The organism is Streptomyces sp. NPDC022910, from assembly GCF_055561075.1.
Map to the genome: position 1 here is coordinate 13,738 of NZ_JBVHHL010000037.1, position 22,264 is coordinate 36,001.

General features: G+C 71.7%; 14 protein-coding genes. 10 read left to right on the plus strand and 4 right to left on the minus strand.

The genetic code is table 11. From position 1 onward, the window contains the following. The first annotated feature begins 23 nt into the window (after nucleotides 1-23). A complete protein-coding gene (locus ACZ3TS_RS28725) occupies nucleotides 24-233 on the plus strand; it encodes a helix-turn-helix domain-containing protein (protein WP_040248424.1) in 210 nt (69 codons plus the stop codon). Then, the gene (locus ACZ3TS_RS28730) at nucleotides 233-796 is read left to right on the plus strand and encodes a Clp protease N-terminal domain-containing protein (RefSeq protein ID WP_467623527.1); all 564 of its coding nucleotides are present in this window, start codon (nucleotides 233-235) and stop codon (nucleotides 794-796) included. Before ACZ3TS_RS28725 ends, ACZ3TS_RS28730 begins: the two co-directional genes overlap by 1 nt. A gap of 710 nt (nucleotides 797-1,506) precedes the next feature. Here ACZ3TS_RS28730 and ACZ3TS_RS28735 read toward each other — a convergent pair. From ACZ3TS_RS28735 to ACZ3TS_RS28745, 3 genes are all read right to left on the minus strand, one after another. Further along, nucleotides 1,507-2,535, minus strand: coding sequence for a helix-turn-helix transcriptional regulator (locus ACZ3TS_RS28735; RefSeq protein WP_467623530.1), 1,029 nt, complete (start codon nucleotides 2,533-2,535; stop codon nucleotides 1,507-1,509). 1 nt (nucleotide 2,536) lies between these two features. Then, on the minus strand, nucleotides 2,537-3,469 hold the full coding sequence (locus ACZ3TS_RS28740) for a DUF4097 family beta strand repeat-containing protein (RefSeq protein ID WP_467623658.1): 933 nt from the start codon (nucleotides 3,467-3,469) through the stop codon (nucleotides 2,537-2,539). 846 nt (nucleotides 3,470-4,315) lie between these two features. After that, nucleotides 4,316-4,495: a DUF6104 family protein gene (locus ACZ3TS_RS28745; RefSeq protein ID WP_467623533.1), complete on the minus strand. Its 180-nt coding sequence runs from the start codon at nucleotides 4,493-4,495 to the stop codon at nucleotides 4,316-4,318. A gap of 170 nt (nucleotides 4,496-4,665) precedes the next feature. Here ACZ3TS_RS28745 and ACZ3TS_RS28750 point away from each other — a divergent pair, with 170 nt between their 5' ends. From ACZ3TS_RS28750 to fxsT, 8 genes are all read left to right on the plus strand, one after another. After that, nucleotides 4,666-5,166: a CU044_2847 family protein gene (locus ACZ3TS_RS28750; protein WP_467623536.1), complete on the plus strand. Its 501-nt coding sequence runs from the start codon at nucleotides 4,666-4,668 to the stop codon at nucleotides 5,164-5,166. Further along, the gene (locus ACZ3TS_RS28755) at nucleotides 5,163-7,427 is read left to right on the plus strand and encodes a VMAP-C domain-containing protein (protein WP_467623539.1); all 2,265 of its coding nucleotides are present in this window, start codon (nucleotides 5,163-5,165) and stop codon (nucleotides 7,425-7,427) included. Before ACZ3TS_RS28750 ends, ACZ3TS_RS28755 begins: the two co-directional genes overlap by 4 nt. Before the next feature lie 111 nt (nucleotides 7,428-7,538). Continuing rightward, nucleotides 7,539-8,561: an AAA family ATPase gene (locus ACZ3TS_RS28760; protein ID WP_467623542.1), complete on the plus strand. Its 1,023-nt coding sequence runs from the start codon at nucleotides 7,539-7,541 to the stop codon at nucleotides 8,559-8,561. A 5-nt stretch (nucleotides 8,562-8,566) separates the two neighbouring features. Then, nucleotides 8,567-11,947, plus strand: a complete 3,381-nt coding sequence (locus tag ACZ3TS_RS28765; RefSeq protein ID WP_467623545.1) for an SAV_2336 N-terminal domain-related protein — start codon at nucleotides 8,567-8,569, stop codon at nucleotides 11,945-11,947. 26 nt (nucleotides 11,948-11,973) lie between these two features. Then, complete coding sequence (gene fxsA, locus ACZ3TS_RS28770; protein WP_467623548.1) at nucleotides 11,974-12,183, plus strand: FxSxx-COOH cyclophane-containing RiPP peptide; 210 nt, start codon at nucleotides 11,974-11,976, stop codon at nucleotides 12,181-12,183. 210 nt (nucleotides 12,184-12,393) lie between these two features. After that, nucleotides 12,394-13,590: an FxsB family cyclophane-forming radical SAM/SPASM peptide maturase gene (locus ACZ3TS_RS28775; RefSeq protein ID WP_467623551.1), complete on the plus strand. Its 1,197-nt coding sequence runs from the start codon at nucleotides 12,394-12,396 to the stop codon at nucleotides 13,588-13,590. Beyond that, complete coding sequence (locus ACZ3TS_RS28780; protein WP_467623661.1) at nucleotides 13,590-15,104, plus strand: aKG-HExxH-type peptide beta-hydroxylase; 1,515 nt, start codon at nucleotides 13,590-13,592, stop codon at nucleotides 15,102-15,104. The genes ACZ3TS_RS28775 and ACZ3TS_RS28780 overlap by 1 nt, the downstream gene beginning before the upstream one ends. Before the next feature lie 153 nt (nucleotides 15,105-15,257). Beyond that, nucleotides 15,258-18,269: an FxSxx-COOH system tetratricopeptide repeat protein gene (gene fxsT / locus ACZ3TS_RS28785; protein WP_467623554.1), complete on the plus strand. Its 3,012-nt coding sequence runs from the start codon at nucleotides 15,258-15,260 to the stop codon at nucleotides 18,267-18,269. Between the two features lie 109 nt (nucleotides 18,270-18,378). Here fxsT and ACZ3TS_RS28790 read toward each other — a convergent pair whose 3' ends face one another. Further along, entirely contained in the window at nucleotides 18,379-22,233 is a 3,855-nt protein-coding gene (locus ACZ3TS_RS28790; RefSeq protein WP_467623664.1) for a multifunctional oxoglutarate decarboxylase/oxoglutarate dehydrogenase thiamine pyrophosphate-binding subunit/dihydrolipoyllysine-residue succinyltransferase subunit, read from the minus strand. Nucleotides 22,234-22,264 lie beyond the last annotated feature (31 nt).

The following is a 22,264-nucleotide window of genomic DNA, read 5'->3' on the forward strand; positions in this document are numbered from 1 at the left end:
TCCTGTCAACCTAAGTTGACAGCATGACCGAAGCAACGGATCTCGCCGAGCGCGCGGGCGACCGCGATCCGCGGATCGGGCTGCGGGCCGTCGCCGCGCTGCGGAGGCTGCTGGAGCAGCTGGAGGCGGTGCAGGTGCGCAGCGCGCGTAATCAGGGCTGGTCGTGGCAGGAGATCGCCGCGGAACTCGGAGTCAGTAGGCAGGCTGTGCACAAGAAGTACGGGAGGCAGTGATGTTCGAGCGGTTCACCAAGGACGCCCGCGCGGTGGTCACCCAAGCGGTCGAGCACTGTGAAGCGGCCGGTGAGGAACGTGTCGACGAGGCCCACCTGCTGCTCGCCCTCCTCGACCGCGAGGGCAGCCGAGCCGCGTTCGCCCTGGCATCGCTCGGGCTCACCGGGCGGCGTGACGCGGTCGTACGGGACCTGACCGAGGCCCGCCGCCACGGTGGACTGTCACGGGCCGACGCCGATGCCCTCGCCGGACTCGGCATCGATCTCACGGAGATCGTCTCCCGGGTCGAGGAGGCACACGGCGAGGGCGTGCTCGCGGCGGGCCGAACGGGCGGCGTACGGCGATCAGGGCGCCGCCCGTTCAGCCGCGGTGCCAAGGATCTCCTCACCACGTCCCTGCGGACCGCCCTCGCACACGGGGACCGGCACATCGGCGACGAACACCTGTTGCTCGCCCTCACCGTCCGACCCGGCGTCCCCTCCGAGGTCCTCGCCGATCACGGAGTGACCTACGCGGCCGTGGAGCGCGTGCTGTGGGGCGGGGGAGAGGCGAAGGCCGGGTGAGCGCCACGGCGGTGGTCCTCGTCCTCCGGAGGGGCCCTTGGGGTGGGTACCCCGGTTGTCCCGCTTGTCTGGAGTGCCCGCTCCCGAAAGCGTGCCGTCGTCCCCGCCCGAGCCCGTGGAGTTCGTTCCCGCGGCCGCGCCCGTCCGGGAGGCGGTGACCAAGTTCGGCGGACAGCCCGTGGGACTCGCGGAGCCGCAGTGGCCGCTGTCGCGCCGGACAGGCGAACCCACACGGTTCCTCGAGCAGTTCACCCTTGCGGGTGGTGCGCTGGGCTACCTCTTCATGGCGGGGCACGACGCCGGTGAGTCCGTCGACGGGACGTACGACCCGGAGGGCGGGGAGAACGCCCTCCTCGTGCGGCCCGGCCGCCGCCTCCCCGGCTTCGTCACCGTGCGGGCCGGGGCGCAGGGGCCGACGGTGGGCGCCGACCATATGCCGCGCCCGGCCGGTGAGGGCGGGACCGGCCCGGACGGGCACGCCTGGCAGTTCCTCGGCGGACCGGGGATCGAACCCCGCCGGCTCCAGGGCGAGGAGACCCTGGGCGACGGCCGGCGCCTCATGGTCCAGCTCGAGCCGGGCCGCCTGCCCTTCCCTGTCGACTTCGGCGACTCGGGCGTCGGTTACGTCTTCACCTCAACGGAAGTCAGGGAAGGCGTTTCCTGTGGCAGTGCATATGAGGACCCCCTCGACCGGACCCGTGATCCCGGCGTCAGTCCTTCCGTGACCGCAGCGTCACCCCGATGTGCGCCGCCGCCGTCGACAGGTGGCGGCGGGTGTCGCGGAGTTGCTCTTCCGTCACACCGTGGTCACGGGCGGCATCCCGGATGTCATCGCGGAAGCGGTCCAGGAGCCGGTCGAGGGCGCGGGCCGGGTCGCCCGAGAAGTCCTCGTGCGCCCAGGAGGGTTCGTACGTACCGGGGAAGTCCTGTGGTGTCGTCGAGTACTGCGGTTGCCTGGGCGTCTTCGACGTGTCCGCCGCCCCCGTGCGCCCGAAGCCGTATTCCTTTCCGAACTCACCGAACTCCTTGGCCAGTTCGGCCAGCCCCTCCCTTACACCCGTCGGCCAGTCGCCTCGCGCGAAGTGGTCCTGCACCTGCTCCTGCACGCGGCGGGCTATGCGCTGCACGTCCTCCTGCGCCTGGGCGCGCGCCCGCTCCTGTGCCTCCTTGGCCTGGCGGCGGGCCTGTTGGGCCTCCTCACGGGCCCGCCGGCTCTCGTCCTTGGCGCGTCGCGCCTGTTCCTTCCACTCCTGCTTGACGCGGCGCATCTCCTCCTTGGCGGCGCGCCACGCCTCCTTCTCGGACTGGTCGGCGTACTCCTTGTACGCGCCCCCGTGCCCCTTGGAGCCCCGCTGGGCCTCGGAGACCGCGGCCCTCATCTCGCGGCGCAGATCGCCCGCCGCCCCCCGGACGTCCGCGCGGATCTCGGCCGCCAGCTCCGCGACCGACTCGCGGATCTCCAGTTCCAGATCAGCCAGCTCGCCGCTGCGGTCGGCCAGTTCGGCGCGGCCCGCGTCCGTGATCGCGTACACCTTGCGGCCGCCCTCGGTGGTGTGCGTGACCAGACCCTCGGCCTCCAGCTTGGCCAGCCGCGGGTAGACGGTGCCGGCGGACGGCGCGTACAGCCCCTGGAAGCGCTCCTCGAGCAGCCGTATCACCTCGTATCCGTGGCGCGGTGCCTCGTCGAGCAGCTTCAGCAGATAGAGCCGCAGACGTCCATGGGCGAAGACGGGAGGCATGTCAGAGCCCCTTCTGCTCGGTCGGCCCGGCGGTCGTGCCGTTGGAGGAACGATCGGACGAGGCGGTGGTGTCGGTGCCTGCGCCGGGGGACGCGGCCGCGGGTGGCGCGTCCCATGGCTCGTCCTCCGCGGGCGGGCGGCGGAGCAGGGCGATGGAGCCGGAGACCGTGGTCGCCTTCAGGCGGCCGTTGCCCCCGCCCAGGCGGCCGGTGATCTTCTTGGCGCCCCACTGGCCGGTCACGCGCAGGTCGTCGAAGGCGTTGGACACCGCACCGCTCGCCGTGTTCGCCTCGACCTCCGCGTCCGCCGGGTGGGGGAGGCGGATGGCTATCTCGCCGGACACGTTCGTCAGGCGGGCGTCAGTGGGGCCGCTTGTGGGATCGAGGTCCAGGATGATCGAGCCGCTCACGGAGTCGGCCTTCACGAACGGGCAGGCGCCCTCGATGACGGTCAGGTCGCCGGAGACGGAGTTGAGCCGCAATTCACCGGTGACGCCCTGGGCCTCCACGCTTCCCGACACCGTCGTGGCGCGGACCGGTCCGGACAGGCCGACGAGCGTCGTGTCGCCGGTGACCCCCTTCACGTCGGCGCCGCCGTCGATCCCGGAGACCACGGCGTTGGCCCCGACCACTCCCACCTCCACACGGGTGGACACCGGAACGGCCAGGGAGACCACCGCGCTGCGGCGCCAGCCCTTGGGGTCGAGCCACTTGAGGAGGCCCTTCCAGGGGAGGTCGTCGTACGCCACCGTGAGGGTGCCGTCCTTCTCGGTGACCGAGAGCGGCGGCCCCTCGATCTCCGAGACCTCCAGACGCGCGGAACCTTCGTCGGTGCCCACCACGTTCACCGTTCCATTGACGATGCGCACGTGGAGTGCCGTCACGGGGGCGTCGAAAGTGAGCTTCCGCGGCTCTGCGACGGACCACTCGGACATGGTGTTGACCTCCTCGGCCGGGGCGGACACGGCGTACGCGACGGACACGCCATATCGCGTCTTCTGCAATTCACGATATATCGCGGCCCCGGAAAGTCAAGGCACCCTTTCCGGGGACCTGCGAGGAGGAATGCTGACGAAACCGCCAGAGGTAGGCGCATGCCGACGGAGGGCGCGGAGCCACACCGGCTGTCTCACGGCCCGGGCGAGGGGCGACCTCGTGGCCCGTGGGCCATGTGCGACTCGCACGCGGCACCGCGGCCGGTGAGGAGTGAGGACGCGATGCGCACATCCGCGGCCCGGCCGGGACGACTCGCCCCAGGGTGAGGGCCACGCGTGAGGCCCGCACGAGGACGGAGAGGAGGTTGAGGACGCGGACGCATGCGTCCGGCCTCGCATCGGTGCGCTCAGCCGTTCGAGTGCCTGCATGCCGAGGACGGCCCACGAAGCGGCGGCGGGCTGGGCGGGGTGCGCCCCTGGCGAAAACGGCGTGCGCAGGGCCCGGTGTACGACCCGGGCCGCTACCGGGACCGACCCGGACGCCCGCCGCGGGCCGGTCCCGTCGTTCGTCGGCGCGTCGTGCCGGCCAGGCGCTATTCGTTGTGCGCGTTGTCCTCGTCGTGCTCGTCGTGCTCGTCGTCCTCGTCGTGCTCGTCGTCCTCGTTCGAGTGCCTGCATGCCGAGGACGGCCCACGAAGCGGCGGCGGGCTGGGCGGGGTGCGCCCCTGGCGAAAACGGCGTGCGCAGGGCCTGGTGTACGACCCGGGCCGCTACCGGGACCGACGCCGGACGCCCGCCGCGGGCCGGCCCCGTCGTTCGTCGGCGCGTCGTGCCGGCCGGCAGGCGCTACTCGTCGTCCTCGTCGTCTAGCCGCGCCAGCCAGGTCGCCAGCCGCTCCACCGGCACCTCGAAGTCCGGATTGAGATCGACGAACGTACGAAGCTGCTCGGCGAGCCACTCGAAGGTGATCTCTTCCTGGCCGCGCCGCTTCTCCAGCTCTTCGATGCCGCGGTCGGTGAAGTACATCGGTGGTGCTCCGTCGGTTCGCTGAAGGGGTAGGAGAGGACAAGAAAAGGATAGGCGGGAGTGCGGCGGCCCCGCGGGCCGCCGGCGGCGCTCTCGCGCGACGACCACTGTGTCGCTAGCCTGCGCACCGGCAGACGGGATCACGAGGGTCAGGGGGAACGGGGGAGGCCATGGCGGACGAGTCGACGCGGATAGCGCTCATCGAGATGCCGGACGGAACGCCTGTGTGGGCCCGGATATCAGGGGCCGAGGAACTCGCGGTTCCGTCCGGGGAGCTGTCGTACACGGACACGGGCTTCGCCGACCGGGTGGAGGCGCAGGTCGAGAGCCTTCACTCCGTCGTGACGAGCGTGGCGCGTTCGCTGGCCGGACCGCTGCGCGCGGTGCGGCCCGACGAGGTCAGCGTCGAGTTCGGGATCGAGCTGACCGCGAAGGCGGGCAAGGTGGTCGGGCTGCTGGCGGACGGTGAGGCCAAGGCCGGCATCACGGTCACCCTCACGTGGCAGGGAGCCCCCCCGTCCCCCGACACGCCCCGGGGGATTCCGGGCCCGGGGATCGACACGCCGGGGAACGCACCGGCCGCCCCGGCGGGTGACCCGCATGCGAGCGCGTCCCCCGGCGCTCGGGCGCACGGTGGCGCCGGTGACGTCGGCGCCGGGGGCGGGGCATGACGGACGGGCACGCGGGGGGCGCATCGAGCGGCCTCAACGCGGCCCATCGTGCGCTGCGTGAACTCGTCATGGCCGCGACCGTGCGCATCCATCGCGCGGGGGTCGGGTATGCCCTCGACGAGCCGGAGACGTTCCTCGGCAGCGGGTTCTTCATCGCGCCGAACTGGGTTCTGACCTGCGCGCACGTGGCACGGGGCGGGAAGGGGGGCGAGGTGACCGTGGTCTATGAGACGGGCCCTGGGCGCGGCAGGTCCGCCGTGGCCGGTGCTGTCGCGGCCACCGTCCCCGAGCACGCGGGTGCCGAGGCGCGCGGCAACTGGCCGGCCCCGGACCTCGCGCTCGTGCAGCTCCGCGAACCCGTCGACCACGACTGCGTCTACGTCTCCGAGCGGCCCGCCGCGTATTACGGCGAGGGCAGGGTGTTCTACGCGGGGTGGACCGTGATGGGCGGTCAACTGCAGGTCCTCGACGGGCCCCTCTCGGTGCAGGGCACCCTGGGAGGGTGGTCGTCGGGCGTGCAGATGCGCCTCGGCCAGAACGACCTGCCGCGGGGTGTCTCCGGAGGGCCCGTCATCGACCCGGTCCGCGGCGAGGTCATCGGCGTCCTGAAGTCGAGGTCGGACCAGGGCAACGGCGGTACGTCCACGGGGATCGAGCAGTTACGGGCGCTGTCCGTGCCCCGGGACGGGATACGGAGCGAGCACGCCGACCTCTACCAGGCCGTCTTCCACGCCCATGACCGCTACCACCGGGACCGGCAGCGGCACCCCGACTCCGACCGTCCGACCTGGGCCGATGTGCAGGGCGAGCTGGGGGCGCGGCCGGGACGCGCGCTCAGCCCCGACGAGCGGATCCAGCTGCTCGGGCGCCTCGCGGACCTGCCGCCGCCGGCCAGCACCCGCAGTCTGCTCGACATCCTGGAGTCCCTGCCGGACCTGCGGGCCGCTGTCCCCCAGCCGGCTCCGCGCGGCTGGCGCGACGGCCTCGGCGCGCTGTACGAGGGTGCTCGCCAGGACGGCGCGCTGGAACTCGTGCTCGACTATGCGATGCGGGTCATGTCCGCCGACCGGCCCTTCGAGACGCCCCGTACGCAGGACTCGGAACAGGCGCTGTGGGAGTGGGTGCGGCAGAGCGCGGAGGGCCTCAGCCTGCGGTACCGCAGCAGCCTGGCTCAGCGGCGCATCGAACTGCTCCGCCCGCGGCACCGCCCCGGGCCTGCCCAGCTGCCCCGTCAGCACGGGAGGCACGACCCCCTGGACCTCGTACCCGCCGCCTCCCCCGGAGCGCCTGCGGTGTCGGCCGGTCCAGCCGCACTCGCGCCCCCGAACGACCTTTCCCCCGCATTCGAACCGTATGTGGTCCAAGACCCGGCGCGCGGCGAGGTCACTCAGGCGCACACCGTCGACCGCGCACCCCGCCCGTGCGCCTTGCTCGAACTCGTGCAGCGGGGCTGGGAGCCGGACCGCTGCGACTGGCGGATCTCGGTGGCCCGTCCCGACGGAGAGGTCGTGCGCCTCGACGAGGCCGAGCGCCTGCGGCTGGACGAGTTGCCGGGCCCCCTCACGCGCTCGCTCGCGGAGGCGTTCCGCCACTGCGACCAGCCCGGACGGCCCGCCGTGCTGCAGGTGGCGCTGCCCCGTACGCTGCTCGGACTGGACGTGGACACCTGGCAGTTGGGGCCTGGCGACGCACCCCTCGGCGCCGAACGTCCCGTCGTCGTGCGGTGCGCCGACCGCGATCAGCTGCCCGACGGGGACGAGTTCGGGCCGTTCGAGAAGGAGTCGGTCGCGGCCGACGAGGAGCAACGGGAGCGCGAGGCCCGCTGGCGCTGGGTCCACTCGCACGACACCCAGCCCGAAGTCCTGGACTGCGACGACGGATTGCGGATACCCGTACCGCCACTGAACCGGCTCCGGGGCCTGCCCCATGGCGCGGTTCCGATCCTGTGCCGCTACGGAGACCAGCGGTTCGAGGACGACACGGTGGCGCTCGCGCGCATCGTGCACGGCGGCTTCGGCGTCGCCCTGTGGCGTCGTTGGAGTGGTCACCGGGACGCCGTGTGCGGAGAGTTCCACCGCCGGGCGGGCGACACGGTCGCCGGGGCGGGCAGCGCCGAACGGCTTCCGGAGTTGGTGTACAAGTTGCGGGCAGGGCTCCGTTCGGGTCGTGCGGAGACGTACTGGGCCGACGGCATCGCCCTGTTGTACGACGATCCGCACCGGCCGCTGCCGGGAATCGACGACCTGCTGGAGGCACCGTGAAGCGACCGCGGCGAAGGCCGTACCGCGCTCTTACCAGGCTTCCTGCGGATCGATACCGTGAAGCACGTTCGACGGCTGCCGTGGCGGACGAGTGACGACGAGGACCGGATCATGACCGAATCCAGTGAGTGGCTCATCTACCGAGGCGCCGGGGAACCCCACGACGGGATCGACCGGCTGCCCGCGCCTCCGCCCTGGCGGGACTTCACGGGCCGGGAGGCGGCCTCCGGGGGCGACGGGTCCGAGGACCGCAGGCTCGGCGGGCACCGGCATCTCGCCGAGCTGCACCGGCCCGGCGCCGAGGAACTGGAAATGATCAACGCGGCGCTGTATCTGCGCCGTCCCCTGCTCGTCACCGGCAGCCCCGGGGCGGGCAAGAGCACCCTCGCGCACTCCGTCGCCTACGAGCTGGGTCTCGGCAACGTCCTGCGCTGGTCCATCGTCAGCCGCTCCACGCTCCAGGACGGCCTCTACCACTACGACGCCATCGCCCGGCTCCAGGACGTGCAGATCGCGGCGCAGGGGGGATTCGGCACCGCGGCCGGTTCACCCGGCGCGGCGGAGAGCATCGGCAGCTACATCCGTCTGGGGCCCCTCGGCACCGCCCTGCTGCCCTCCGACACCCCGCGCGTACTGCTCATCGACGAGCTGGACAAGAGCGACATCGACCTGCCCAACGATCTGCTCAACGTGCTGGAGGAAGGGGAGTTCGCGATCCCCGAACTGGAGCGCATCGCCGACCGGTTGCCCGACGGGGAGGCCGAGGTGCTCACCGCCGACGGCACCAAGGTGCGCGTGCGCGACGGAAGGGTCCGCTGCCGTGCCTTCCCCTTCGTGGTCCTGACGAGCAACGGAGAACGGGACTTTCCGGCTCCGCTGATGCGCCGGTGCATCCACCTGCAGCTCGGCCGCCCCGACCACAAGAGGCTCGCCACGTTCGTACGCGCCCACCTGGGCGACGAGGCGGCCCGCGCGGGCGACGACCTGATCACCCACTTCCTGGAGCGGTCGCGCAGCGAACTCCTCGCGGCCGACCAGCTGTTGAACGCGATCTACCTCACCGACGCGGCCGCTCCGCCGAGCCGCGACCGCCTGGCCGACCTGCTCATCCAGCGACTCGACCGGCCGAGGTGACGCCGATGCCCGACGCAACGGCGCGCCACGGTCCCGTCCGCCCCGGCGAAGGGCCCGGCGCAGGGCACCTCGTCACCCCCGTGGCCGACCCGATCGCCGAACTCGTCGCCCGGCTGCGGGAGATCGGGCTCGATCCCGACGCCGAGCAGCTGTGCGACGCACTCTGGCTGGCCCGCTGGACGCGTCCGGCTCGTTCCGGGGAGGCGGCGGAGCAGCCGGCGCGGCCCGTCCCGCGGGCCGTGCGGCCCGGCGAGCAGCCCTCGGGCGGCGTCCCGGTCGCCGATCCGGCCCACCCCGCCCCGGCCCCACCCGAGCCGCTGACGTACGAGCCGGAAGGCGACCGGCGCGTCGCGCTGTACCCCGTGCCCCAGCACGGCGGGGGGCAGATCCGAGGGCGGGGACGAGCCACGGCGCTGCCGGTCGGCGTACCCGTCGCCACCGCGTTCCCGGCCCCGCTCGAACTCCAGCGCGCATTACGGCCGTTGCAGGGGTACCGGAGTGCCGCCCCACCGCTGCGGTCCGTGCTCGACGAGACGGCGACCGCGGAGCTGAGCGCCCGGGCCGGCGGTCTGGTGCTGCCCGTCTTCCGCGCGGTGACCCGGGCCGACGCACGGCTCCAGCTGGTGATGGACGCCTCGTCGTCGATGCGTGTGTGGGACCGGATGTTCGCTGAACTGGAGCAGGTTTTCAGTCAGTTGGGAGCGTTCTGGGACATCCAGGTCAGTCATCTGCACGAGGGCCCGGACCGCGAACCGGCGGTCAGCCGCAGCCCCGAGCCCCACGCCGCCCCGCTGCACTCCGCCGACCGGCTGAGCGACCCCACGGGCCGCCGCATCACCCTCCTGGTCAGCGACTGCGCGGGTCCGCTCTGGCGCAGCGGCCACGCCCACCGGCTGCTGCACCACCTGTCCCGGCAGGGTCCCGCCGCCGTGCTCCAGCCGCTGCCGCAACGTATGTGGAACCGCACCCGGCTTCCCGTCACCTACGGTGAACTGACCCGAGGCGAGACGCTGGCCGGCGCCGCCGCGCTGCGGGTGCGCACCCCGGCCGGCCCGTCCCCGGAGGCCCGGCGGGGTGCCCTCCCGGTGCCGGTGCTGCCGCCCGAGCCGGTGGCTCTCGGCGCCTGGGCACGGCTGCTGTCCGGGTCGGGCGCGGGTCCGGTGGCCGGCGCCGTGGGCTGGGTGCGCGCCGATCAGCCCCCCGCCCCGGCGGCGCGCCCCGGCCGCCGCCCGTCCGCGCTCGAACTGGTCAGCCGCTTCCGCTCCACCGCCTCCCCGGCCGCGGGCCGGCTGGCCGTCTATCTCGCCGCTGCCCCGCTGTGCCTGCCGGTGATGCAGTTGGTGCAGCGGACCATGCTTCCGGACTCCGGACCTTCCGAGCTGGCCGAGGTCCTGCTCAGCGGCGTGCTCTCGCGTGCCAAGGAGGACTACGGCACCGACGGCGTCCAGTGGTACGAATTCGCGCCCGGTGTCCAGGAGTCGCTGCTGTCACCGCTCGGCCGGGACGAGGCCATGCTGGTGCTCAAGCACTGCTCGGAGTACATCGAACAGCGCTTCGGAAAGGGCGGTCCCAACTTCCCCGCCCTCGCCCTTGCGCAACTGGGCAACGGCGGTTCGGGCCGCCCCTACGTGCCTGGAGCCGCGTATCCCGAGGAGAACGGGGACAACGGCGGCGCGACCCTGGTCCCCCAGCCCTTCGCCGAGGTGGCGGCACGCGTCCTGGAGCGTTTCATGCCGCTTCCCCGGCAACTGGCCCTCTACGGCAGTCGGGGCCGCCCGGGGCAGGCCGCGGAACGCCCCACGCACCCGGCCGTCGTCCGGGCCCGCTCGCTGGTCGAGCAGTTCGACCAGGAAGGCATGGTGCAGGACCTCATCGACGCGGTGCAGCTGCTGCGCGGTGCCACCGAGCACGAGCCGGGCATCGGCACCGACCCCGAGCTGTGGGCCGAGTACGCGCACTGTGTGCTGCGGTTGTGGGAGGTGCTGGGCGGCGCGGACCTGCTGCGCGAAGCGGAGACGGCGGCGGACCGCGCGGTGGCCCACCCCCGTGCCCTGCGTGAGCGCGCCGTGCTCGCCCGGGTGCTGCGCGCCGCCGCGGCCGACCGCAGGCGCCACGGCGACCAGCACGGGGCACTCGAACTCCTGCGCCGTGCGGACCGGGAGTACGCCGTCGCCTGCGCGGCTCCCGAGCTCGACGAGAAGGAGGCGCTCAGGCTCACCCTGGAGCGCGTCGGCGCACTGGAGTCGCAGTGGCGCCTCGGCGGCGACAGCGCGCTGCTGCAGGGTGCGGTCGGCATGCTCGAGGCGTTCGCCGACGCCTGGCCCGACCGGCGCCACCGGCCGCCCGAACTGCTGCTCGCCCACGGCCGCATCCTGCTGCGCCTGTCGGGCGCCACCGTCGACCCCAAGCAGGCCCGTCTCTACGCCGAACAGGGCGCGCAGTCGCTGCGCAACGCGCTGGAGACCGGCCCGGACACGGGCGACGGGGCCTCCGCGGAGAGCGCGCGTGAGCGGGTCCGCATCCTCCTCGACCTGGTCGACGCGCTGCTGAGGTCCGGCGGCGCCCTGGACGACGCTCAGGCACGCGTCGACGAGGCGCTGGGCCTCACCCGGGAGCAGGGCCTGCGCGCCTCCCTCCTGGTGCGCGCCGGACGCATCAGCGCGGCCCGCTACGCCGAGACGGGTGATCCGCGCGAACTCCAGGAGGCCGCGGACCGCTTCGCCCAGGCGGCCCAGCGCATGTCGCGGGACGCGCCCGCGCACGCCGACGCGCTCGCCGAGTGGGGCGAGGTGCTGCTGCGCCGGGCCGCGCTGGAGACCGGCCACCGCTCCTTGGAGCCGCTGTCCCGGGCGATCCGGGTGCTGAGGGACTGCCGCACGGAGACCCCGGCCGGCAGCCCGCACCTCGGACACCGGCTTCTGCTGCTCGGCCGGGCGCTGATGCTCCGCTACCGGGCCCGGGGCGACCGGGTCGACCTGCGCGAGGCCGAGCACCTCTTCGGGCTCGCGGCGGCGGAGGCGGACGACCCGCTGCTGGCCGCCCGCTGCTGGCTGGAGGTGGGTCAGGTCCAGTTCGAGGCGTACCAGAGCCTGGGGCGCCCTTCACGCCTGGACGAGGCGGTCGACGCGTTCCGGGCGGCCGCCCAGACGGCGCGGGAGGCGGAGGAGGACGGGGAGACGAACCGCCGGCGTCAGGAAGCCGTGGAACTGGGCGCGCAAGCACACCACTGGCGGGGTATGTCCTACGAGGCGGCGGCCCGTCCGCGCGCGGCACGTGAGGCGTACCGGGCGGCCCGGGCGGAGTGGTCGAGGCTGCCGGAGGACCACGTGGGCACGGGCGAGCCGACGGCACGGCAGACGGCCCAGCGGTTGGCGGAGTTGGAGTGAGCGGGGCGAGGGGAGAGGGACGGGCGATGGACATACGGGACGAGGAGTCTTCCGGGGCGTCGGATGGGGGAGCGGGCCCGGCGGTTGCGCAGGAGCCGCTGCCGGACCTGCTGGAGCTGGATCTGGGGGAGCTGAGGACGATCGAGAATCCGGTGCTGCATGCGGTGCTGGAGGAACTGCGGGAGCGGGCGGCGCAGCCGAGCGAGATGCTGTGGGGGTTCAACAACGCCTTCTGAGGGGGCGCGGCACGAGGAACCGTCAGAAGCGCTCGTCGAATGTGTTCATTGCGCATCACTTTCGGTCGAATCGATTGCTCAATCGGTCAACTTCGAACGCATGGCGTTTGCGTCGGCTCGCGGGCAGGCATGTGCTCCCATACGGGTAGGGGGCCGTGCCGCGGTGGTCGTACCGCCCGAGCGCGAGCCGTACGGCATGGGGGTGCTGGAGTGTCGCCGAACACCGGGCTGCCCCAGGAACCCTCGCCCTTCCGGCAGTTCATCGTGAAGGTGCACGGTCGCTGCAACCTGGCCTGCCGCTACTGCTACCTCTACGAGGGCCCCGACCACACCTGGCGCGACCGTCCCACCGCAGCGTCGTCCGAGGTCCTGGACCGCGCCGCACACCGCATCGCCGAACACGCCCACGCCCACGAACTGACGGCGGTGTCGCTGGTCCTGCACGGGGGCGAACCATTACTGGCGGGCGCGGAGACGCTCGCTCGCTTCGCCGACCTCGTGCGCGGCCGGGTCCCGGCCACCTGTGCCGTGCACCCCACGGTGCAGACCAACGCCACTCTCCTCACCGAGCGGCGCGTGGCCACGCTGGCCCGGCACGGCATCCGCATCGGCATCAGCCTCGACGGCGGTCTCGCCGCCCACAACGCACGGCGCGTCGACCGTTCGGGCCGCCCGTCCTGGCCGGCGGCCTCGCGCGGGGCACGCCTGGTAGCCGACCGGTACCCGCAGTCGTATGCCGGCATCCTCACGGTGGTGGACCCGACGCTGGATCCGCTGGAGACCTACGAGTCCCTGCTCGCCCTGCGCCCGCCGGCCCTGGACCTGCTCCTGCCGCACGGGAACTGGTCGGCCCCCCCGCCGCACATGGACGGCGGCGGTGTTCCCTACGGCGACTGGCTGTGCACCGTCTTCGACCGCTGGTGGGGCGCGGGGCGGCGGGAGACCCGGGTGCGGCTCTTCGAGGAGTGCCTCGCACTGCTGCTGGGACTACCGGCCGCCACGGAGTCACTGGGCCTCGCACCCTTCGACGCGGTGGTGGTGGAGACGGACGGGTCCATCGAGCAGGTGGACTCGCTGAAATCGGCGTACGAGGGGGCCGCGGAGACGGGCCTGGACGTCTTCCGGCACGGCTTCGACGAGGCACTGCGCCATCCCGGCGTGGCGGCCCGGCAGGCGGGCGCGAGCGCGCTAGCGGCGCAATGCCGGGCGTGTCCCCTGCTCACCGTCTGTGGCGGCGGCCACTACGCCCACCGCTACCGAGCCGGAAACGGCTTCGTCAACCCGTCCGTGTACTGCGCTGACCTGCAGCGTTTCATCCGCCATGTGGCGAAGCGGCTCGCCGACGGCGCAGCACCGGCACCCCGGGCGTCCGTCCCCGCCGTCCCATGGGAAGGGAGCACCCCGTGATACTCCCGGAGGTCCCCGACCGGGCCCTTGCCGAACTCGGCCGCACCGAGGGCGGCCCCGACACGCTTGCGCTCCTGGTGCGCGACCAGGACACCCGGCGGCTGCTGGTGCTGCGGGCGGTACTCGACGCGGTGGACGGAGCGGACAGCGCGGTGTGTCCGCCCCGGGCGCGGGCGCGGATGCGGGAGGACTGGGCACTCATGGTGTCGGCGGACCGGGCGGGGCCGCCGGGAAGCGAGGAGTTGATGGTGGGTGGGAGCGCAGCGGGCTCTCGCGCGCCGGGCCCCGCACGCCTCCCGCAGGGCGTGGCCGATCGCCGCCGTTCACCCGCTCGCGACCGGCTCCTGCATCCGCTGATCGGCCCATGGGCCAGGCGCTGTCTGCGCGGCCTGGACGCGGGGACGGGAGCGCCGACGGAGGAGCGAGCCCAGGGACTGGCACGAGACCTCGCCCACTTCAGCAGCTTGGCCGTCGTGGCAGCGGCCCGCGCCGGGATCTCCTTCACCGTACGACTGACGGCGCGGGACGGGGTGCTCACTCTGCCGTCTCTCGGAGCGCTGCATACCGTGGTGGGTGGGGATGCGGTGGTGGAAGTCGCCTGTCGGGAGGGTCGCCTGACCATGCGTCAGCCCGGCGCCGCGGACGTCGTGGTCCGACTGGAGGCCGGAGTCGGTGCCTGGTCGGGCGCACCTGCCTGGACACCCGCGTACGCCTTGCCGGGCCTCGTACCCGGCGCCGCACCGATGCCGTTGGACGACCTCGACCCGTATCGCACGGTGGGGTCCGGAGCGCGCCACCACGGGCTGAGCGGCGCGACGTCCTTGGACGAGAGCGAGCGGAAGCGTTGGGCGCAGGCCTGGGCGGGCACCGCCGGGGCGTTGGGGACGGGGGGAGAGGGCAGGGTGGCGGAAGCCGTCGGCCTGCTGCGCTGTCTGGTCCCGCTGGCTTTCCCAGCGGGCGCTGACCCCGACGGCCGGGGCGGCGGCAGTTGCAGCGGCACCCGACGTGAGTCCTTCGGCGCCGTTCTGAGCAGTATTCCGGCGACGCCGATGATGTTCGCGGCCACGCTCGTACACGAGCTGAACCACACCAAGCTGGCGGCCTTGAGCGACATGGTCGTACTCCATCGGGCCGGCCCCGAAGAGCGGTACTTCGCCCCCTGGCGGCCGGACCCGAGGCCATATGACGGCTTGTTGCACGGCGCCTATTCGCACTTGGCGCTCGCGGACTTCTACCAGCGCTACGCACTCGCCGTCGCGCACCCGGGTGACCAGGAGGCGGCGTGGGCTCTGCACGCCCGCTGCCGGGCGCAGGTGGGGGCGGTGTTGCCAGTGCTCGTGGGCTCACCGGAAGTCACCGCCCCGGGACGGCGGTTCATTGACGAGATGGTCATGATGTACGAGCGAATGGCGGCCCGTCCTGCACCCCGAGGTCACCTTGCCCGTGCACAGGCGTACGTCGGTGCCGCGCGCACCCTCTGGGCTCAGCGGCACGCTCCCCGGCTTTCCAAATGAGTGAAGGTCCCAACGTCGCGAGGTCTCTTGCGCAAAGATCGTCGCGACACACTACGAACCGAAGCCACAGTTGTCGGTTGCGGCCAGCGGCCTACCGGAGTAGAGCGCCGAGGTTCTAGGATTTTTTGGGATGACGCGCAGGGAGGCCGCTGCATGTCCGGAGCTCGTACGCCGGTTGGATCAACCGAGAGGGGAGCCGGGAAGCAGACTGTCACGATCAGCTTCGCCGGGTTCAACCGCGCCTGGGCGGCCTGGATCGGTGACCGGCTCGAGCGCCGCGGTCTCCGTGTCGTGTACCTGCGCTGGGACTCCCCGGCAGAGATCCCCCTCGAGGACCTGCTTCGCGACCTGAAGCTCACCGAGGGCCGCATCCTCATCGTCGTCAGCGAGTGGTACTTCCAGCTGGGTCCGCGCACCCACGAGGAGTGGAACGCGGCCCTGCGCAACATCGTGGCCCCCGACCCCTCCCGTTTCGCGGCCGTCTCGGTCACCACGAGCCCCGTGCCCACGGCCACCGCCGTGCTCGCCGCCGTCGACCTCACCAACATGGGCGCCGACGAGGCAGAGCGCCGTCTTCTGGACCGGCTGGACCTGCCGACCGATCCGCTGCCCGAGTCCGCGAACGGCGCCCGGCGCGGGCCGCGCTTCCCCGCGGCCATGCCCGAGGTCTGGGGCGGGGTCCCGCGCCGCAACACACGCTTCACCGGCCGGGAGTCGCTGCTGAACGACGCCTACCACCTCCTCCAGAGCGCCGAGCCCGGTGCGGGCGTGGTGGCGCTGCACGGCATGTCGGGCGTCGGCAAGACGCAGCTGGCCGCCGAGTATGTGTACCGCTTCGGCTCCGAGTACGACGTGGTGTGGTGGGTCAACGCCGAGAAGAGAGTCAGCTACCGCCGCGTCCTCGCGGAACTCGCCCCGAAGCTGGGACTGTCGACGGGTCAGGAATACGGCGAGCGCCTGCGCGCCGTCCGCGACTCGCTGCGCCGGGGCGACCCGTACGCCCGCTGGCTGCTGGTCCTGGACGGAGCGGACGAGCCGGACCAGATCTGGGACCTGGTGCCGACGGGCCCAGGACATGTTCTGATCACTTCACGGAACCCGGAGTGGACCGAGCACAACAGCAAGCTGCTGGAAGTGCCCGTGTACGAACGCTACGAGTCCGTGGCCTTCATCCGCCGCCGCGCACCGCGGCTGACCGACGCCGAGGCCGACCAGCTCGCCGAGGCTCTCGAGGACCTTCCGCTCCTGCTGGACCAGACGGCCGGCTGGCTCAACGACTCCGACCTGTCGGTCGAGGACTACATCGCACTCCTCGAGGGCGGCATCGACCAGGATGTGGTCAAGGTGTCCGCGGACTTCCCGATCGCTTTCCAGACGGCGTGGTCGATACTGCTGAACAAGCTGCGCGAGACGGTCCCGGAGTCCGTGGACCTGCTGCGCCTGTGCACGTTCTTCGCGCCCGGATTCGTCCCCGTGCGACTGCTCAAGGAGATGCCGCACGACGAGCTGCCCGAACAGGTCGCCGGGCTGCTCAACGACCCGCTTCTCTGGAACAAGGCGATCAACCAGCTGCGCCAGTACTCTGTGGTCCGCCTGGAGTCCCACGACACGACCTCCGACGACGCGGCGGCCTCCGGTGAGTCGTTGTATCTGCACCGCATGGTGCACCAGATCGTCGGCAAGGACATGCCGGACGAGGACCGCGAGGAGTTCATCGAGGTGGTACGCCAGGCACTGGCGGCAGCGGACCCACGCAGGCCGACGGACCCGGACCTGTGGCCCGTGTACGCGGAGATCGTCCCGCACCTGAAGTACGCGGACGTCCTCAACAGCACCGACCCGGCCATTCAGCGCCTGGTCTTCAACTGCCTTCGCTACATGTTCTTCTCGGGCGAGTACCAGGCGGGAATCAAACTCGGCGAACGCGCCCTGGAGACGTGGCGGTCATTGCTGGGGGAGACCCACCCCCGGATCTGGGAGCTGACGTACCACTATGCCAACCTGCTGCGCGCGGTCGGCGATTACGGTCGTACGGAGGCCATCGAACGTGTCGCTGTCGAGCACCTCAGGTCGGAACGTGGGCCGCAGGACCTTGAACACCTCCGCGCGGCTGGCGGCCTCGCAGCCGATCTGCGAGGCCTGGGCCGCTACGACGAGGCGCTCGAACTGTCCCAGTGGATTCTGACGGCATATCGCGAGCTCCTCGGCGAGCAGGACTCCCGTACGCTCAACGCCCAGAACAACCTCGGTGCGACACTGGTGTTGCTCGGCAGGTACGAAGAGGCCCTGGACGTCCACCGCCGGACTCTGGAGGCGCGGCGGCTGCTGCTGAGGGCCCGGCACCCGTGGACGCTCTACTCGGAGATGGTCTACGCCACCGTCCTGCGTCTTCTGGGCCGGTACGGCGAGGCCGAGTCGATCCAGGCGAAGAACGTGCGCGAGCACCGCCTCGTGATGGGCACCAACAACCCGTACACGCTGCGAGCCGAACTCAACCTTGCACTGTGCCACTACCGGAGCGGCGAACGTGACAAGGCGGGGACGCTCCTTGCCGGTGTGCTGGAGCGGTCGGAGCGCGTTCTGGGCGAAACGGATCCGGACACGCTCAGTTTCGCGACCAGCCAGAGTTGCTTCACTCGCGAGCACGGCGACATCGACCAGGCACGGGAGCTCAGTGAGGGCATCGTCGCCCGCTACGAGTTGATGCTCGCCGAGGGGCACCCCTTCATCGCCGGAACCCGTGCCAACCACGCGCTGGTCCTCCGCGGCGTGGGCGAGCGCGACCACGCCCATGTGCTCGTCGAGCAGGCACTGACGGACATGACCGCGGCCGTGGGCGAGAACCACCCCTGGACCTTGGGCTGTGCCATCAACGCCTCGGCCCTGCGCAACCTCGTCGGTGACCCGGAGTCGGCGGCCGAACTGAGCACGGTCACCGCCGCCCGCGCTGCGGAGGTACTCGGCCGCACGCACCCGCTGACCCTCTCCGCCCGTATCGCCCAGGCCGCCGACCTCCGTGGTCTGCGGGACCGACAGCAGGCCGAGAAGCTGGAACAGGAGGCTTTGGCGGACCTGGCCGCCACCCTCGGGCCGCAGCACGTCCACACGGTCTCGGCCCGTTCCCGTAACCGCCCCTTCTGGGACTTCGAGCCCCAGTCCATCTGAGCGCGGTGCACCGAACCGGTGCGCCCGAGGTGTTCCCGCAGCGGCACGCCAAAGGGCCCGGACCCGGGAGAAAATCCCGCGTCCGGGCCCTTTGCAGGGGGTCAGAGGCTCACGCCTCGAACACCTCACGCACCAGCTGCTCCTGCTCCGCCTGGTGCCGCTTCGCCGAGCCCACCGCCGGCGACGAGCTGTGCGGGCGGGAGATGCGGCGCAGGCGCTCGCCGGGCGGGATGTCCGCGCCGACCGCCAGGTCCAGGTGGTCGATGAGGTTCAGGGCGATGAACGGCCATGCGCCCTGGTTCGCCGGCTCCTCCTGGGCCCACAGGTACTTCTCCGCGTTCGGGTACTTCTTGATCTCCGCCTGGAGCTCCGCGCCCGGCAGCGGGTACAGGCGCTCGAGGCGGATGATCGCCGTGTCGGTCACGCCGCGCTTCCGGCGCTCCGCCTCGAGGTCGTAGTAGACCTTGCCCGCGGTGAAGACGACCTTGCGGACCGCGGCCGGATCCACCGACGCGTCGCCGATGACCGGGCGGAACTGGCCCGTCGTGAACTCCTCGGCCTTCGATGCGGCGGCCTTGAGGCGCAGCATCGACTTCGGAGTGAAGACCACCAGCGGCTTGTGGTGCGGGTTGTGCACCTGCCAGCGCAGGAGGTGGAAGTAGTTCGACGGGAGCGTCGGCATGGCGACCGTCATGTTGTTCTGCGCGCACAGCTGCAGGAACCGCTCCGGGCGGGCCGAGGAGTGGTCCGGGCCCTGACCCTCGTAGCCGTGCGGGAGCAGGAGCGTGACGCCCGACGTCTGGCCCCACTTCTGTTCCGCCGCCGAGATGTACTCGTCGACGACGCTCTGCGCGCCGTTGACGAAGTCGCCGAACTGCGCCTCCCACATCACGAGCGCGTCGGGGCGGGCCAGCGAGTAGCCGTACTCGAAGCCCATGACCGCATACTCGGACAGCAGGGAGTCGTAGACGTTGTAGCGCGCCTGGTCCTCCGACAGGTACTGCAGCGGGGTGTAGTCCTCGCCCGTCTCGCGGTCGATCAGTACCGCGTGGCGCTGGCCGAAGGTGCCGCGGCGGGAGTCCTGGCCGGAGAGGCGGACCGGCGTGCCCTCGAGGAGCAGCGAGCCGATGGCCAGGGTCTCGCCCATGCCCCAGTCGATCGTGCCGTCCTCGACCATTGCCGCCCGGCGCTGCAGCTGCGGCAGCAGACGCGGGTGGACGGTGAAGTGGTCGGGGATGTTGACCTGGGACTCGGCGATGCGCTTGACGACCTCCGAGGAGATGGCCGTGCCGACCGCGACCGGGAAGCCGTCCTGCGGCTCCTGCGACGCGGCCGAGGCCGGCTGCGACGTGGCCTCGCGGACCTCCGTGAAGACCTTCTCCAGCTGGCCCTGGTAGTCCTGCAGCGCCTGCTCGGCCTCTTCCAGCGTGATGTCGCCCCGGCCGATCAGCGACTCGGTGTACAGCTTGCGCACCGAGCGCTTCTTGTCGATCAGGTCGTACATCAGCGGCTGCGTGAACGCCGGGTTGTCCGACTCGTTGTGACCGCGGCGGCGGTAGCAGATGAGGTCGATCACCACGTCCTTGTTGAACGCCTGGCGGAACTCGAAGGCCAGCCGTGCGACGCGGACCACGGCCTCCGGGTCGTCGCCGTTCACGTGGAAGATCGGGGCCTCGATCATGCGGGCCACGTCCGTCGCGTACATGGAGGAACGCGAGGACTCGGGGGCCGCGGTGAAGCCGACCTGGTTGTTGATGACGATGTGGACCGTGCCGCCCGTGCGGTAGCCGCGCAGCTGCGACATGTTCAGGGTCTCGGCCACCACGCCCTGGCCCGCGAAGGCCGCGTCGCCGTGGATGGCCACCGGCAGGACCGTGAAGTCCGTGCCGCCCTTGTTGATGATGTCCTGCTTGGCCCGGGTGATGCCCTCGATGACCGGGTCGACCGTCTCCAGGTGGGACGGGTTGGCGGCGAGGGAGACCTTGATCTGCTCGCCGTCGAGACCGGTGAAGGTGCCCTCGGCGCCCAGGTGGTACTTCACGTCGCCGGAGCCGTGCATCGACTTCGGGTCGAGGTTGCCCTCGAACTCGCGGAAGATCTGCGCGTACGACTTGCCGACGATGTTCGCCAGCACGTTCAGGCGGCCGCGGTGGGCCATGCCGATGACGACCTCGTCGAGGCGGGACTCGGCCGCGCTGTCGATCACCGCGTCGAGCAGCGGGATGACCGACTCGCCGCCCTCCAGGGAGAAGCGCTTCTGGCCGACGTACTTGGTCTGCAGGAAGGTCTCGAAGGCCTCCGCCGCGTTCAGGCGGCGCAGGATGCGCAGCTGCTCCTCGCGCTCCGGCTTGGAGTGCGGGCGTTCCACGCGGTCCTGGATCCACTTGCGCTGCTTGGGGTCCTGGATGTGCATGTACTCGATGCCGGTGGTGCGGCAGTACGAGTCGCGCAGCACGCCGAGGATGTCGCGCAGCTTCATCATCGACTTGCCGGCGAAGCCGCCGACGGCGAACTCGCGCTCCAGGTCCCACAGGGTGAGGCCGTGCTCGACGATGTCCAGGTCGGGGTGCTTGCGCTGGCGGTACTCCAGCGGGTCGGTGTCGGCCATGACGTGGCCGCGGACCCGGTAGGAGTGGATCAGCTCGAAGACGCGGGCGGCCTTGGTGACGTCGTCGTCGTGCGAGGCGTCGATGTCCTTGAGCCAGCGGACCGGCTCGTACGGGATGCGCAGGGACTCGAAGATCTCGTCGTAGAAGCCGTTCTCGCCGAGGAGGAGGTTGGCGACGACGCGCAGGAACTCGCCGGAGGCGGCGCCCTGGATCACCCGGTGGTCGTAGGTCGACGTGAGCGTCATGACCTTGGAGATGCCGAGCTTGTTCAGGGTGTCCTGGGAGGTGCCCTGGAACTCCGCCGGGTAGTCCATCGAGCCGACGCCCATGATCACCGACTGGCCGGGCATCAGACGCGGGACCGAGTGGACGGTGCCGAGGCCGCCGGGGTTGGTCAGCGAGACGGTGACGCCGGTGAAGTCGTCCATCGTCAGCTTGCCGTCGCGGGCGCGGCGGACGATGTCCTCGTAGGCCTGCCAGAACTCGAAGAAGTTCAGCGACTCGGCCTTCCTGATCGCCGCGACGACGAGCTGGCGGTCACCGTTCGGCTTGACCAGGTCGATGGCCAGGCCGAGGTTGACGTGCTCCGGCTTGACGAGGGTGGGCTTGCCGTCCTTCTGCGCGAACGACCAGTTCATCGACGGCATGGCCTTGATGGCCTGGACCATCGCGTAGCCGATCAGGTGCGTGAAGGAGATCTTCCCGCCCCGGGCGCGCTTGAGGTGGTTGTTGATGACGATGCGGTTGTCGAAGAGCAGCTTCACCGGGACCGCGCGCACGGACGTGGCCGTGGGGATCTCCAGCGAGGCGTTCATGTTCTTCGCGACGGCGGCGGAGGGGCCGCGCAGGGTCACCAGCTCGGGACCCACGGGCGCCTGGGCCACGGGCTCGTCCTTCTTGGGCTTGGCAGGCGCCGCGGCGGGCTTCGCTGCGGCAGGTGCCGCGGGCGTGGCCGGGGCGGGCGCGGGCGCGGCGGCAGGCTTCGCCGGGGCGGCGGCCGGAGCGGCCGGGGCCTGCGGTGCAGCGGGAGCCGCGGGGGCGGCGGCCCGGGCGGTGGGCGCGGCGGCGGTGGATGCGGCCTGGGCCGACGCGGTGGTCTCCGCGGCCCCCGCGGCCGCGGTACCCGCCGGAGCCGAGGAGGCAGCGGCCCCCGGCTTGTAGTCGGCGAAGAAGTCCCACCAGGCGCGGTCTACCGAATTCGGGTCCTGGAGGTACTGCTGATAGATCTCGTCGACGAGCCACTCGTTGGGACCGAACGCGGCCGCGGGGTTCTTCCCGGCTTGGTCGTCGGTCGTGGTGGCACCTCCCGGCCGAAGGCTGGGGGAGCTCGAGTTACTGGGGGACTGTGGCGACACGGCGGCAACCGCCCTCTTCCGCTTCACAAGA

Excerpts from the sequence above, each read along its gene's own strand:
- ACZ3TS_RS28740 (WP_467623658.1), bottom strand. The coding sequence starts at position 3,469 with ATGTCCGAGTGGTCCGTCGCAGAGCCGCGGAAGCTCACTTTCGACGCC.
- ACZ3TS_RS28730 (WP_467623527.1), top strand. The coding sequence starts at position 233 with ATGTTCGAGCGGTTCACCAAGGACGCCCGCGCGGTGGTCACCCAAGCG.
- ACZ3TS_RS28745 (WP_467623533.1), bottom strand. The coding sequence starts at position 4,495 with ATGTACTTCACCGACCGCGGCATCGAAGAGCTGGAGAAGCGGCGCGGC.
- ACZ3TS_RS28735 (WP_467623530.1), bottom strand. The coding sequence starts at position 2,535 with ATGCCTCCCGTCTTCGCCCATGGACGTCTGCGGCTCTATCTGCTGAAG.
- ACZ3TS_RS28750 (WP_467623536.1), top strand. The coding sequence starts at position 4,666 with ATGGCGGACGAGTCGACGCGGATAGCGCTCATCGAGATGCCGGACGGA.
- fxsA (WP_467623548.1), top strand. The coding sequence starts at position 11,974 with ATGGACATACGGGACGAGGAGTCTTCCGGGGCGTCGGATGGGGGAGCG.
- fxsT (WP_467623554.1), top strand. The coding sequence starts at position 15,258 with ATGTCCGGAGCTCGTACGCCGGTTGGATCAACCGAGAGGGGAGCCGGG.
- ACZ3TS_RS28725 (WP_040248424.1), top strand. The coding sequence starts at position 24 with ATGACCGAAGCAACGGATCTCGCCGAGCGCGCGGGCGACCGCGATCCG.
- ACZ3TS_RS28755 (WP_467623539.1), top strand. The coding sequence starts at position 5,163 with ATGACGGACGGGCACGCGGGGGGCGCATCGAGCGGCCTCAACGCGGCC.
- ACZ3TS_RS28765 (WP_467623545.1), top strand. The coding sequence starts at position 8,567 with ATGCCCGACGCAACGGCGCGCCACGGTCCCGTCCGCCCCGGCGAAGGG.
- ACZ3TS_RS28760 (WP_467623542.1), top strand. The coding sequence starts at position 7,539 with ATGACCGAATCCAGTGAGTGGCTCATCTACCGAGGCGCCGGGGAACCC.